Annotated in this window: 13 protein-coding genes; 7 read left to right on the forward strand and 6 right to left on the reverse strand. The window is 37.5% G+C overall.

The annotated features are described in order from the left end of the window. Window positions 1-18: 18 nt before the first annotated feature. From relA to ACFSAV_RS11355, 4 genes are all read right to left on the reverse strand, one after another. The gene (relA, locus tag ACFSAV_RS11340; protein ID WP_379099769.1) at window positions 19-2,238 is read right to left on the reverse strand and encodes a GTP diphosphokinase; all 2,220 of its coding nucleotides are present in this window, start codon (window positions 2,236-2,238) and stop codon (window positions 19-21) included. A gap of 9 nt (window positions 2,239-2,247) precedes the next feature. Continuing rightward, window positions 2,248-3,561 carry a 23S rRNA (uracil(1939)-C(5))-methyltransferase RlmD gene (gene rlmD, locus ACFSAV_RS11345; protein ID WP_379099772.1) on the reverse strand — a complete coding sequence of 438 codons (1,314 nt, stop codon included), beginning with the start codon at window positions 3,559-3,561 and terminating at the stop codon, window positions 2,248-2,250. 3 nt (window positions 3,562-3,564) lie between these two features. Then, window positions 3,565-4,287, reverse strand: coding sequence for a DNA repair protein RecO (gene recO, locus ACFSAV_RS11350; protein ID WP_379099775.1), 723 nt, complete (start codon window positions 4,285-4,287; stop codon window positions 3,565-3,567). 134 nt (window positions 4,288-4,421) lie between these two features. Next, on the reverse strand, window positions 4,422-5,291 hold the full coding sequence (locus ACFSAV_RS11355; protein ID WP_379099778.1) for a pirin family protein: 870 nt from the start codon (window positions 5,289-5,291) through the stop codon (window positions 4,422-4,424). Between the two features lie 218 nt (window positions 5,292-5,509). Here ACFSAV_RS11355 and rsmE point away from each other — a divergent pair, with 218 nt between their 5' ends. The 6 genes from rsmE to ACFSAV_RS11385 all read left to right on the forward strand — a co-directional run bounded on the left by rsmE (window position 5,510) and on the right by ACFSAV_RS11385 (window position 9,535). Beyond that, window positions 5,510-6,244, forward strand: coding sequence for a 16S rRNA (uracil(1498)-N(3))-methyltransferase (gene rsmE, locus ACFSAV_RS11360; RefSeq protein ID WP_379099781.1), 735 nt, complete (start codon window positions 5,510-5,512; stop codon window positions 6,242-6,244). Between the two features lie 12 nt (window positions 6,245-6,256). Further along, the gene (locus ACFSAV_RS11365; protein WP_101775196.1) at window positions 6,257-6,814 is read left to right on the forward strand and encodes a YqgE/AlgH family protein; all 558 of its coding nucleotides are present in this window, start codon (window positions 6,257-6,259) and stop codon (window positions 6,812-6,814) included. Further along, window positions 6,814-7,239, forward strand: coding sequence for a Holliday junction resolvase RuvX (ruvX, locus tag ACFSAV_RS11370; protein WP_101775197.1), 426 nt, complete (start codon window positions 6,814-6,816; stop codon window positions 7,237-7,239). Before ACFSAV_RS11365 ends, ruvX begins: the two co-directional genes overlap by 1 nt. Before the next feature lie 139 nt (window positions 7,240-7,378). After that, window positions 7,379-8,125, forward strand: coding sequence for a cytolethal distending toxin subunit A/C (locus tag ACFSAV_RS11375; RefSeq protein WP_101775198.1), 747 nt, complete (start codon window positions 7,379-7,381; stop codon window positions 8,123-8,125). A 14-nt stretch (window positions 8,126-8,139) separates the two neighbouring features. Further along, complete coding sequence (locus tag ACFSAV_RS11380) at window positions 8,140-8,982, forward strand: cytolethal distending toxin subunit B family protein (protein ID WP_379099785.1); 843 nt, start codon at window positions 8,140-8,142, stop codon at window positions 8,980-8,982. 10 nt (window positions 8,983-8,992) lie between these two features. Then, window positions 8,993-9,535 (forward strand): cytolethal distending toxin subunit A, encoded by a 543-nt coding sequence (locus ACFSAV_RS11385; protein WP_379099788.1) that lies wholly within the window; start codon window positions 8,993-8,995, stop codon window positions 9,533-9,535. Between the two features lie 182 nt (window positions 9,536-9,717). Here ACFSAV_RS11385 and eno read toward each other — a convergent pair whose 3' ends face one another. Both eno and pyrG read right to left on the reverse strand, forming a co-directional pair. After that, complete coding sequence (eno, locus tag ACFSAV_RS11390) at window positions 9,718-11,019, reverse strand: phosphopyruvate hydratase (protein WP_101775201.1); 1,302 nt, start codon at window positions 11,017-11,019, stop codon at window positions 9,718-9,720. A gap of 514 nt (window positions 11,020-11,533) precedes the next feature. Continuing rightward, window positions 11,534-13,162 (reverse strand): glutamine hydrolyzing CTP synthase, encoded by a 1,629-nt coding sequence (gene pyrG / locus ACFSAV_RS11395; RefSeq protein ID WP_101775202.1) that lies wholly within the window; start codon window positions 13,160-13,162, stop codon window positions 11,534-11,536. 307 nt (window positions 13,163-13,469) lie between these two features. Between pyrG and brnQ the strand changes: the two genes are divergently transcribed. Next, on the forward strand, window positions 13,470-14,783 hold the full coding sequence (gene brnQ / locus ACFSAV_RS11400) for a branched-chain amino acid transport system II carrier protein (RefSeq protein WP_101775203.1): 1,314 nt from the start codon (window positions 13,470-13,472) through the stop codon (window positions 14,781-14,783). Window positions 14,784-14,826: the final 43 nt, after the last annotated feature.

The following is a 14,826-nucleotide window of genomic DNA, read 5'->3' on the forward strand; positions in this document are numbered from 1 at the left end:
TATCCTAAGCTTGATGAGTTAGAGGCGTTTAGCTTCAATAACATCTTCTAATTTTGCTAATCGAGCCAGAATTTTACTCAAAATTTGGACATTATTCAGCTCAATTTCCATATCAATAGTTGCTAATTGTTTCTTAGTATCCGTTCGACTTGAGACACCTAATACGCTGATCTTATCATTTGCTAATACCGTGGTAATATCACGTAATAGTCCGTGACGATCGCTAGCAATAACACGAATGCTGATTTTGAATCCGCTGGCATAGTTTTCTCCCCAAATGGATTCTACAACGCGTTCTGGATGAGCATTTTGTAATTCGAGGAATTGTTCACAATCGCTACGATGAATTGAGATACCTCTGCCCATGGTAATATATCCCATAATGTGATCACCCGGAATTGGCTGACAACAACGGGCAATATGATGCATTAAGTTACCAACGCCTTCAACAATGACATAACCTTTAGGCTTTTCTTTTTGTTGGTTATGTGCGGCACTTTTATTTGCCACATGACGTAATATGCCTTCATCGACTTCTTGTGCTGTTGTTTTAATGAGTTTATTTTGTAAGAAGTTAATTAAGTGGTTAAGGCGAATATCTCCTCCGCCTAACCCTGCATATAAGTCTTCTAAATTTTTTAAGTTATAGCGCGGTAGTGCATGTTGTTCTATTTGCTTTAATGTAATATTTAAGCGCGTCATTTCGGCATCTAACATGTCTTTACCAGCGGGAATGTTTTTATCGCGATCTTGCTTTTTAAACCAAGCATGAATTTTGGCTCTAGCTTTTGCCGTATGTGTAAAGCCAAGATTAGGATTTAGCCAGTCACGACTCGGATTCGGATTTTTCTGTGTGATGATATCAATTTGATCACCCATTTGAAGTTGGTAAGTGAAAGGCACAATTCTTCCGCCAACCTTCGCTCCAATACAACGGTGCCCAATTTCGCTATGAATTGTGTAGGCGAAATCTAAAGGTGTTGAACCTGTTGGGAGATCGATAACTTCTCCTTTCGGTGTAAACACATAGACGCGATCGTCAAAAACTTGGCTACGCATTTCTGCCATAATCTCGCCTGAATCGGTAATGTCATCTTGCCATGCGAGTAGTTTACGTAACCAAGCAATTTTTTCTTCATAACCAGAACGCCCACCTACAGTACCTTCTTTATACTTCCAATGTGCGGCGACACCAAGCTCTGCATCATCATGCATTTGCTGTGTGCGAATCTGTACTTCAATCGGTTTTCCACCTTGTCCTAATACAACTGTATGAATAGATTGATAGCCGTTGGGCTTTGGATTGGCGACGTAATCATCAAATTCTTTAGGAATATGTTTAAAATGAGTATGTACAATGCCGAGTGCTGTGTAACAGTCTTGTAATTTCTGTACGATAATACGTACGGCACGGACATCATATAAGTCACTAAATTCTAAGTGTTTCTTCTGCATTTTCCGCCAAATACTATAAATATGTTTCGGGCGACCATAAACTTCTACATTATCAATATTGTGTTTTAGATAGCCACTTAGCTCAGTAACAAAATCGGCGATATATTGTTCACGATCTAAGCGGCGTTCTTGTAATAATTTTGCGATGCTACGGTATTGTTCAGGATGTAAATAACGGAAACAATAGTCTTCAAGTTCCCATTTTAGTTGTCCGATACCTAAGCGATTCGCTAATGGAGCATAAATGTTAGCGCACTCTTTCGCTGCCAGCACTTTATCTTCTTCAGAACAGTTTTGTTCAGCATCACGTAGGAAAGTAATACGTTCTGCAAGTTTAATAATGACACAGCGGAAGTCATCTACCATTGCTAATAGCATGCGGCGTACGTTATCGACTTGTGAATTATTGGCGGATTGGCTGACGTTAAGCTGGCGAATGTTGTCCATTTCCATGACACCTTTCGCTAATTTACTGATATTACTATCAAACTCTTCGCTAATTTGGGTGAGTTCAACCAATTTATGATTAATGATAGGGTACAGCATGGCAGTTAGTAGACTGTCTGTATCCATATTCAGACTATGCAGAATTTCAACCATTTCCACACCAGAATGTAACGAACAAATTGATTGTTCATTGATTTGAGCTGAAATTTGTTGTGAATAGTGCCAAGCGCGAATAAGGCTTTCTCTGGCTGGTTGTGGCAACTCCAATTGCCCACACCATGTTTCAATCACAAAATCTTTGGGATTGAGTAAATGAGAACTTCGTACTGCAACCATAATCTATCCTTATTCTTTTGCAAATAAACTGATGGATTCTAAATGTCCTGTATTAGGGAACATATCAATCATCGCGACTTTTTGGAGCCGATAGCCAAATTTTTGTAAAATTTCAGTATCTCGTATTAACGTAGCTGGATTACAAGATACATATAAGATTTTTTCTGCATTGAGTTCGCATATTGCATTAAGCGCAAATGCCGCACCACTGCGAGGCGGATCAAGTAAGATTTTATTAAATTGTTGGTTTGCCCATGCTTGATCAGCAAAGGACTTATCTAAATCTGCCTGGTAAAATTGGACATTATTGCATTGATTTTGTTCCGCATTTTTTTCAGCTTTTTGCACCATTGCCCTCACACCTTCAATCCCAACGACACGCTGGACTAAACGACTTAATGGGAGTGTAAAGTTACCCATTCCACAGAATAAATCTAACACATGATCTGTAGCTTTTAGTTCCAACCAGTCTAGTGCTATATTGATCATTTGTGCATTTAACTGTTTGTTTACTTGGATAAAATCGCGTACATCAAAGTGTAATTGGAGATTATTATTGAGCTGATAATAAGGTGAATTACCATAAACTTGTTGTACTTGATAATCATCTTGTAAAAACAACATTAGCTGTTCTTGTGCCGCAAAGTTGAGTAATAAAGTGCGGTCAGTTTTACTCAAATTTCCACTATAACGCAGTAGCATAGCAATACCATTATCTGCTTTTACTAGTTCTAGATGCCCTAAATTTTTAGGCATTGACCATTGTGTGAAAAGTGTATTCAATTTTGGTAACAATTGATTTAGTGCGATTTCCAATATATCACATTGTTGAATATGGACGATTCGCTGTGAATTCTTTTGTCGAAATCCAATCTCTAGTTGTTTATTATTCAGATTGTATTTCATGCTAAGTTTTACTCGACGTCGATAATGCCATTGTTCACCAGCTAACATAGGCATTAATACAGTATGAGGTTGTAATTTTGTTAAACGTTGAAATAATGCTTTTTGTTTTGCATCACGCTGGAGTTCAAGGGGAATATGTTGGCTTTGGCAGCCACCGCATTTACTATAATATGGGCATTTAGGTTGTTGTCTTTTGGGGCTTGTTTGTAAAAATTTGTGCACGATACCTTGTCCATATTGACGTTTTTCTTCAAGGACTTGAACTTCTACAGTTTCTTGTGGTAACGCATTTTCAATAAACCAAGTTTTGCCCTGTACTTTTGCAACACCTACACCTTGATAATCTAAATCAAGAATTTGTGTAATAAATTTTTGCGTGTGCTTTTGAGATTGTTTATGAGAATAAAGTAAAACCATAGTTTATTTCTGATATAGCATATATTGAGTAAATAATTCTCGGCTTTTCAAAGGTTTATTACCTAAATAAGGTTTCAATGCAATCCGAGTAAAACGCTTTGCCGCTTGTAAAGTTGTAGTATCATTAAACTGGCGAGCTTCAAATGCAAGTAGTTCACGTCCATAAAAAGTAAAATTGTCTTTGATTACTGAAGCAATAAATCCTTTTTCTTCACGATAACGATAGGTCATATTTTCATCTACAACCTCGCCTGAGCCAGCACAATGACAAAAGTCAACACCATAGCCTAAAGTATGTAGTAGTTGGAATTCAAAATAACGTAGACTCGGTTCGACTTGTTGTGGCGCACTTGCTAGACCAGTTAAACAATGGAGATAATCTTGAAAAAGTTGTGGGTACGCTGTTTCAGGTTCGAGTACACGACTAATTAGCTCATTAATGTAAAAACCACTATACAGTGCAGTATGTTGTAGTGGCAGAGCAATGGCGGCTGACTCAACTCGAGTTAATGTTTTTAATTCAGCTCGACCAGTCCAACGTAAAAGCAACGGAGTGAAAGGTTGTAATACGCCTTTTAACGAAGAGCGTTTTGCACGTGCACCTTTGGCAAGCACAGTTAAGCGTCCTGTTTCTTCAGTGAATAAGTCAACTAATAAGCTGGTTTCACTATAAGCTCTGCGATGTAGTACAAAACCACGTTGCCAATTTTCGATAATATGCCTCATTTCTGCTAAATTAAATCGTACGTATTTTAGCAGATTTTTGACCGTACTTTTTGCTCTTTATAATTTATTTTTAACAATAAAAAGATAATAAAAGTGCGGTAATGAATACCGCACTTGAGTTTGTTATATGAGCTTTAGTTAATCTTACCGAATTTACCGCTTTGTACATCATACATTGCTTGTACGATTTCATCGTTCGTATTCATTACGAATGGACCGTAACCAGCAATAGGTTCATTGAGTGGTTCACCTGTTAAAATGAGTAGTTTCACATCATTGTTTGCTTCAATATGAACATTTTCCTCACCTTTTTCAAAAGTGACCAATTCACCACGACGTGCGATATCTTTACCATTAATTTGTATTGTTCCGTCAAGTACTAGGATAATAAGGTTATGACTTTCTGGCACTGCATAAGTGTAAGCTTTAGCTGCATTCATTTTTATATCCCACATATTAATTGGGCTAAAAGTTGTAGCAGAACCAGTTACATCATTTAATTCACCTGCAATGATACGTGCAAAACCTGCATTATCAGCTAATTCAACGACAGGAATATTTGCAGATTTAATTGCTTGATATTTTGCTGGTGTCATTTTATGTTTCGCAGGTAAATTTATCCATAATTGTACCATTTCAAACATACCACCTTCGCGTGAGAATTTCTCTGAATGAAATTCTTCATGCATAATACCTGCTCCGGCTGTCATCCATTGGACATCTCCTGTACCAATAATGCCACCTCCACCAGTGGAGTCGGCATGTTGTACTTCGCCTTGATAAGCAATAGTGACAGTTTCAAAACCTCTATGTGGATGTTCGCCGACACCACGAAAATCACTTTTACGCCCACCATCAAAATGACGTGGAGGGTTGTAATCCATTAATAGGAAAGGATCTAAATTTTTATCTTTATCTTGATAACTAAACATCGATTGGACGTGGAAACCATTACCAACCCAATGTTTTGCTGGTGCATAGTGAACTTTTGCGACTTTTTTCATGTTGTCCTCTCTTAGTTACATTGTTAGGGCTTCTTAGCGTGATTATCCGCATAAGTGAGGCTATTATATATTTTCCTTATTTTTGATAAAGTCTTATTTTATTGAAATATTTTCAAATATAAGTTAATAATTTTTGAGGGGATGAACGATGATTTAATTCACTGAAAATGAGCTTTTCTGATATGATATTTAGCAAAATAACACGGTTAATTAACATTATGAGAATACCAAGAATTTATCACTCTACTTTATTGCAAGCAGTGAAATATTGTGCGTTAAGTGAAGAAGCCGCGAATCATGTTGGGCGTGTGCTACGTATGCAAGCAGGTCAACAATTGGAGTTGTTTGATGGTACGAACTATATTTATACAGCAGTTATTACGCAATCAAGTAAAAAAGCAGTAGAAGTTGAAATCTTAAGCCAGCAATTAGATGATCGTGAAAGCCACCTTAAAATTCACTTAGGACAAGTGATTTCACGTGGCGAACGGATGGAATTTACTATTCAAAAATCCGTCGAATTAGGTGTGAATGTGATTACGCCATTGTGGTCTGAACGTTGTGGTGTAAAGTTAGATGCAGAACGTATGGATAAAAAAATCCACCAATGGCAGAAGATTGCAATTGCTGCTTGTGAACAATGTGGGCGCAATATTGTGCCTGAAATTCGTCCAATGATGAAGTTGCAAGACTGGTGTACAGAAAAAGATGGGAGTTTAAAGTTGAATTTACATCCAAGAGCCCAATATTCAATTCGTACCCTACCTGAAATTCCAGCGGAAGGAGTACGTTTATTGATTGGCTCTGAAGGTGGGTTATCTGCGCAAGAGATTGCACAAACAGAGCAGCAAGGTTTTACTGAAGTGTTATTAGGAAAACGCGTATTACGTACTGAGACAGCCGCACTAGCAGCAATTACTGCTTTGCAAACTTGTTTCGGTGATTTAGGTTAAAAGAGAGATATGATGGAATTACAAGATCATTTTTTAATTGCAATGCCACAAATGGAAGATGAATATTTTTCTCGCTCTGTAGTTTACATTTGTGAGCATAATGATCAAGGCACAATGGGGTTAGTTCTCAACCAACCCACAGATCTGAGTATTGCAGAACTTTGTGCCAAGATGAATTTTATGATGAAAACTGACCGCACTTATGGTGATGATTTAGTGTTAGCTGGGGGACCTGTCAATATTGAGCGTGGTTTTATTCTACATACTAAAACTACTCGAGATTTCAAACACAGTTACAAAGTGACCGATCATTTATTCCTAACAACTTCTGCCGATATTATTGATACGTTCGGTACGCCAAATGAACCTGAAAAATATTTAGTTGCTTTAGGTTGTGCAAGTTGGACACCACGTCAATTAGAAGGAGAAATTGCTAATAATGATTGGTTAGTTGTACCTGCTAATGATCGTATTTTATTTGATGTATCTTACGAAGATCGTTGGTTAGAAGCCAATTTATTGTTAGGTATTCAACATCATAATTTGGCATATCAAGCAGGGCATTGCTAATGGGAATTACCGCACTGGCATTTGATTTTGGTACAAAAAGCATTGGCTGTGCAGTAGGGCAAAGCATTACTGGCACGGCTCGAGCATTGGCTGCATTCAAAGCGCAAGATGGTATTCCTAATTGGCAGCAAATTGAGAAATGTTTAACCGAGTGGAAGCCCGATATCATTGTAGTTGGTTTACCTTTAAATATGGATGGTTCAGAGCAAGAACTTAGTGTAAGAGCAAGAAAGTTTGCTAATCGTTTGCACGGACGTTTTGGTATTAGAGTTGAATTACAAGATGAACGTTTGACGACAGCACAGGCTCGTGCAGAGATTTTTACGCGTGGTGGTTATCGTGCATTAGACAAAAGTAAAGTCGATGGTATCTCAGCTTGCCTCATTTTAGAAAGTTGGTTTGCGCAGCATAGTGGCATCGAATAAAATCTAATCTATAACTCATCGTACCTTTTCTTAAATCCTTCCCCTTTGTATTTATTTTATCTAATTTGAGTTGATTTTATCAAAAAAACGTATAAAATTTGCGCCCCTTTAAATTTAAGGATAAATCTAAGGAGATACAATGAAAAGGTTTTTACCTAGTCTTTTATTGTTAGGTTTAGTTGCTTGTTCATCAAATCAACGGATATGTGACTGTTCTCAGCCTGAGTCTCAAACTGATTTAGCGACTAAATCTTCAACAACACAATTTCAACCCCTATTATCAAAAGCGCCTTCAACGCCATTTAATTTGCTTTCTTCATCTAACTCAGATGAGCAGCAAAAAGAAAAAATACCTGAACCTGTATTATTGAGTGGGTTAACAACTCCAACACCTAGTGTTAAAGGTGTTAATGAGCCAGTCCTTTCATCTGACTCATCAAATTTTATGACTTTGATGGGGCAGAATGGCACAGTACTGACGGTTTGGGCATTGGCAAAACGTAATTGGTTATGGGCTTATGCCAATATAGATTCTCAGAATTTTGGCACAATTCGTAATTGGAAAATGGAACATAGTAAACATCGTGAACATTTTCGTTTCGTTAACCAATCTTTAGGTACTTGTATTGAAGCTTATGGTAATGGGTTGATTCATGATACTTGTAATTTAAATAGATTAGCGCAAGAGTTTGAATTATTACCAACAGATAGTGGCGCTTTTGTCATTAAAAGTGTATCACAGGGACGTTGTGTGACTTATAACCCAGTGAGTACAACAGATTATTCAACGATTACATTATCAACTTGTGATGGAGCAACCGAACCATTACGTGATCAAACATGGTATCTCGCTCCTCCTCTATTAAAAGCTATGGCGGTTAATTAAACTAAGGAGTTAATATGCAATGGATAAAGCAATTAAGTATAGCTTTCTGTGCTGTGTTATTTAGCTTTTCAAGTTATGCTAATTTAAGTGATTTCAAAGTAGCGACTTGGAATTTACAAGGCTCTTCTGCCGCAAATGAAAGTAAATGGAATATTAATGTTCGTCAGTTATTATCGGGCGAACAAGGTGCAGACATTTTAATGGTACAGGAAGCAGGCTCTTTGCCGAGCACTGCGCTAAGAACTGCACGAGTGATTCAACATGGCGGAACGCCAATTGACGAATATACTTGGAATTTAGGTACTCGTTCTCGTCCAAATACGGTTTATATTTATTATTCTCGTTTAGATGTTGGTGCAAACCGAGTCAATTTGGCTATTGTGTCACGCCGCCAAGCGGATGAGGCTTTTGTGATACATTCCGACTCCTCAGTGCTTCAATCGCGTCCCGCCATAGGTATTCGTATTGGTACAGATGTATTTTTTACAGTGCATGCTTTAGCAACAGGTGGTTCTGATGCGGTAAGCTTGATCCGTAATATCTTTACTACTTTTAATCAAATGCCAGAGAGGCGAGGGTATAGCTGGATGGTTGTTGGTGACTTTAATCGTGCCCCTGTTAATCTAGAAGCCGCATTAAGACAGGAACCTTCTGTAAGTGAAAATACAGTTATTATTGCGCCAACAGAACCGACTCATCGTTCTGGTAGTATTTTAGATTATGCGATTTTGCATGACGCAAATTTACCACGTAGAGAGCAAGCGCGTGAGCGTATTGGTGCGAGTTTAATGCTAAATCAGCTACGCTCACAAATTACTTCTGATCATTTTCCTGTTAGTTTTGTACGTGATCGTTAAGGAGGATATAATGAACAAATATTTATTGAGCTTCTTATTGAATTTGATATTAGCGTTACCAAGTTATGCAGAATTAAACCCAGATCCAACAACTTATCCTGATGTTGAATTATCGCCTCCACCACGTGTTAGCTTACGTAGTTTATTTACTGGTGAGCCAATTCGAAATGATCACTATGGTACTCATAGCCCTTTAAATAAACATTGGGAGCTAGTGGAATATAAGGGACCAGAATATGAAGAGAACCGCGATGGTGGCACCTTAATACAATTTAAAGTAGTAGGTGCATCAAAATGCTTTGCCTTCCAAGGAGTGAGTAATTGCACAGATACAAATCATACAGTATTTAGTTTGATTCCAACAGATACAGGTTCTTTTATTATTAAAGATGTGTTATTAGGCTTTTGTTTAACAAGCCATGGTTTCAATGATTTAAATCTTGAACCTTGTGGACATACTGTAAGTGGTAAGACATTTTCTTTGGCATATCAATGGGGGATTCTACCACCTTTTGGACCAAGTAAAATTTTGGTACCACCTGCTAAAAAATAGTACAAACACTTTATTTCTGTTTTAAAACACATGTTGATATAAGTAAGAAATGAGTGACTAGGCTTTTGCTTATCTCATTTTAAAATTTGGATACAATAACACATGGAATGTGGCATGAATAAGCAAAAAAACACCGCACTAAAAAGTGCGGTGTTATTTTTTATCGTTTTATCAGCAATAAATTATGCTTGACCTTTAACGGCTTTTAATCCTAAGAAAGGTGCTTTATCACCTAATGCTTCTTCAATACGGATTAATTGGTTGTATTTTGCGATACGATCTGAACGGCTCATTGAACCTGTTTTGATTTGACCCGCCGCAGTACCTACTGCTAAATCTGCGATAGTTGCATCTTCAGTTTCACCAGAACGGTGTGAAATTACCGCAGTGTAACCAGCATCTTTTGCCATTTTGATTGCAGCTAATGTTTCAGTTAATGAACCAATTTGGTTAAATTTAATTAAGATAGAATTCGCGATACCTTTTTCGATACCTTCTTTTAAAATTTTAGTGTTAGTAACGAATAAGTCATCACCAACTAATTGAACTTTGTCACCTAAAACTTTAGTTTGGTATGCAAAACCTTCCCAGTCTGATTCATCTTGACCATCTTCGATAGATACGATTGGATATTCTTTGCATAACTCTTCTAAATAATGTGTGAATTCTTGTGAAGTGAATGATTTACCTTCACCTTTCATTTCATACATACCATTTTCTTTGTTATAGAACTCAGATGATGCACAGTCCATCGCGAGAGTGACATCTTTACCTAAAACATAACCCGCTTTTTCAACAGCTTCTTTAATACAAGCAAGTGCAGCTGCGTTTGATTCTAAATTAGGCGCGAAACCACCTTCATCACCAACAGCTGTACTTAAGCCTTTACCTTTTAATACTTTAGCAAGATTATGGAAAACTTCTGCACCGATACGTAGGGCTTCTTTTAATGTTTTTGCACCTACTGGTTGAATCATGAACTCTTGGATATCAACGTTGTTATCTGCGTGTTCACCACCATTAATGATGTTCATCATTGGTAACGGCATAGAGTATTGACCTGGTGTACCATTAAGTTCAGCAATCCAAGCGAATAATGGCATACCTTTCGCTGCTGCCGCTGCTTTTGCGTTGGCTAAAGAAACAGCTAAGATCGCATTTGCACCAAATTTAGATTTATTTTCAGTACCATCTAAATCGATCATGATTTGGTCGATTTCAGCTTGATTCGCCGCATCTTTACCAATTAATGCTTGAGCGATAGGACCGTTTACTGCTTCAACCGCTTTCAATACACCTTTACCTAAGAAACGTGCTTTGTCACCATCACGTAATTCTAATGCTTCACGTGAACCTGTTGATGCACCTGAGGGTGCTGCAGCTAAACCGACGAAGCCACCTTCTAAATGTACTTCTGCTTCAACAGTTGGGTTACCACGTGAGTCGATGATTTCACGGCCGATCACTTTAACGATTTTTGCCATTTTTATTTTCCTCTTAAATTGAAAGTAAACTATAACGAATGTGTCGTATCTTAAAATAATTCATTTCGTTTGTCTTGTGAAAAATGCTGATTAATTGATTTATATCTAGTTTTTTAAGCGAGGAAAAAGTCATTACAAAATTTAGTTTACAGCCTTTATTTAAGCCGCCTTCTAGCATAGACAATAGCCTAATTTTACGTTTTATCTACATAGCTTTCGTAACGTATTGATTACTAAACAGCACTGCAAAATTAAGTAAAAATAGACCGCACTTAGTTTGTTACAATCGTAGAAGAATGTGGTCATAGATTTAGTATATGTAAATGAAATAGAAAGAGATGAATAAGTTGTTAAGAGGAATTCACTGATTGACTATGCTCTGGATTTACGCAGTGAGAAAATAGCAAAAGGTACACAGATTATAATGTGAATGAGGGGAGATAGAGCGTGATCCAAACGGAATTAAGCGATGAGTAATAAGCGCCACAATGTTGTGACGCTTACTTTATCGTATTTATTTTTTTTGATTTTCTTTAGCTGCTTTGACAAAACCAGCAAATAATGGATGACCATCGCGAGGTGTAGATGTAAATTCAGGATGGAATTGGCAAGCAACAAACCAAGGATGGTTTGGTACTTCAATGATTTCCACTAATTTTTTATCTGCAGATAAACCTGTTACTTTCAAACCTGCTTGTTCAACTTGCGGGCGTAATACATTGTTTACTTCGTAACGATGGCGATGGCGTTCTTCAATGGTTTCTGCACCATAAAGCTGATAAGCTTTGCTTCCTTCGATTAGATGGCATTGTTGGGCGCCTAAACGCATAGTGCCTCCTAAATCAGATCTATCAGAACGCGTTTCAATATTACCTTCCGCATCTTGCCATTCTGTAATTAAACCGACAACGGGATAGTCGCAAGTGCGGTCGAATTCTGTTGAATTTGCATGAGTTAAACCTGCAACATTACGTGCGTATTCAATGTAAGCGACTTGCATACCTAAGCAAATACCTAAATAAGGTACATTATTTTCGCGTGCATATTTTGCTGTAAGAATTTTGCCTTCTATGCCACGATTACCAAAACCGCCAGGCACTAAAATACCATCCACACCTTCCAACACTTCGGTACCTTTAGTTTCTACATCTTGTGAATCAATATATTTGATATTCACGTTTAAACGATTTTTGAGACCTGCATGTTTTAATGCTTCATTGACTGATTTGTATGCATCGGGCAATTCAGTATATTTACCGACCATCCCAATAGTCACATCACCTGTTGGATTGGCTTCTTGATATAACACTTGTTCCCATTCTGAAAGATCAGCTTCTGGACAATCTAAATGGAAACGTTGGCAAATGAAATCATCTAAACCTTGTGATTTTAGTAATGCTGGAATTTGATAGATTGAACTGACATCTTTTAATGAAATTACGGCTCTTTCTGGCACATTACAGAACAAAGCAATTTTGGCACGTTCATTTGGTGGGATCATACGATCTGAGCGGCAAACCAGAACATCTGGCTGAATACCAATAGATAATAATTCTTTAACTGAGTGTTGGGTCGGTTTGGTTTTCACTTCACCCGCAGTTGGAATATATGGCACTAATGTTAAGTGCATAAATAAAGTCCGCTCACGACCTACTTGAACCGCTAATTGACGTAACGCTTCTAAAAACGGTAATGATTCGATATCGCCAACAGTTCCCCCAACTTCAACAATCGCAACATCATGACCCGCTGCACCATCAATAACACGAGATTTAATCTCATTAGTAATATGTGGAATGACTTGGATTGTAGCGCCTAAATAATCACCACGACGTTCTTTACGTAGTACTTCAGAATAGATTTTTCCTGTCGTAAAGTTATTACGTTTGGTCATTTTAGTACGAATAAAGCGTTCGTAATGACCTAAATCTAAATCGGTTTCTGCGCCGTCTTGGGTAACGAAAACTTCACCATGCTGAGTTGGGCTCATTGTACCTGGATCCACATTAATATAAGGATCAAGTTTTAACATGGTTACATTTAAACCACGAGCTTCTAAGATTGCTGCTAATGACGCTGCTGCAATACCTTTACCTAGGGAAGATACAACACCACCCGTTACAAAAATATAATTTGTAGCCATATGAAACCTAACTGTTGAGATGAAAAATAGATTGAATGAATAATCAAAGACGGGAGAGTAGTTTACAGCAAAGGGTCAATTAACTCAATCATTGTACGGTGTTTTCTGCTAAAGTCGCTTTAACATCAGACAGAAATGCTATTTATACCTATGTATTCGGTTAGGTAGTTATTGTAACACGTCTAAATATTGTACATTTTTTAGCACACTGTTGTAGGTGCTGTCGATTTTTTATAGTACAATGTCACATTTTTATATTCTGTATAGATTAAAAAAATTTTATTTCTTTTTACTTTTGAGGTTTTATATGAACAAAAACACCTTTGTAGTTGGCTTTATGTTATTTGCCATTTTTTTTGGCGCAGGAAATTTAATTTTTCCGCCCAAGTTAGGGTTTGAAAGTGGTCTGGGTTTTTGGCCTGCTATTCTTGGTTTTGTTACAACTGGAGTGGGATTGCCACTATTAGGTATTTTAGTTGCAACGCGTTATGAAGGCGGATATAAAAAAGCATTAGAAGATATTCATCCATGGATGTCAATTCTCTTACTCGGTGCAATTTATTTAACTATCGGTCCTTTCTTTGCTATTCCACGTACTGCCGCAACGGCATTTGATATGGCAGTGATTCCATTTATTGGTGAAATGGATCAAATAGCATTGTTCGTTTTCACTCTCGTTTATTTTGGTATCACGTTATGGGTGAGTTTGAATCCAACTAAAATGGTGGATCGCATTGGTGCTATTTTAACGCCTGTACTTTTAGTGGCGATTATGGCTTTAGTGGTTCGCATGGCGACTATTTTAATGGGCGGTGAATATGTGAATACCGCAGCAGGTATGAGCAACCCATTGGTAACGGGCTTTATTGAAGGCTATCAAACAATGGATGTATTAGCTTCTTTTGCTTTCTCTGTTGTTGTAATGAATGCTATTCGTGCGAAAAGTGATAAAAATAGTAGTTTTATTAAGCAGGCTACACTGGCAAGTATTGTTGCCGCTATTGCGCTTGCCTTTATTTATATTGCGATTGGTTGGATTGGTAATAATATGCCATTAAGTACAGGCATGCTTGCTGAAGTATCCGCCAAAGGTCAAAACTTAGGTGTGTTTATTTTAAATGAAGCGACAACGCAATCTTTTGGCGCGCTAGGTCGAAGCCTGCTTGGCTTAATCGTTACGCTTGCTTGTTTAACGACGGCGATTGGTCTGGTTGTTGCGACATCATCTTATTTTAATAGTATTTTCCCAAAAGTTTCTTATCGTAACTATGCGATTTTATTCACGTTAATTGGCTTTGGTTTAGCAAATCAAGGTTTGAATGCGGTGATTAGTAAATCTGTTCCTGTCTTACTGGTACTTTACCCAATTTCAATGACTGCTATGTTGCTTTTATTAGTCAATTTAGTCATGCCACTACCAAGATTAGCTAAAGGTGTTTCAATTGTTCTTGTGACAATTATTTCGATTCTTTCTGTTATGGGATCAACGCTAGTCGCCAATTTACCGCTTAAAGCTTATTCGATGGAGTGGTTACCATTCGCTATCTTAGGCTGTATAGCTGGTTTGATTATTGCAAAAGTGAAATCGAATCAAGCATTACGCAAAGCAACTGCGAAATAATTTCCTGTTTCTAAATAAAAGGCAGACAAATAGTCTGCTTTTT

Source organism: Pasteurella oralis (assembly GCF_042681465.1).
In the GTDB taxonomy this organism is placed as follows: domain Bacteria; phylum Pseudomonadota; class Gammaproteobacteria; order Enterobacterales; family Pasteurellaceae; genus Pasteurella; species Pasteurella oralis.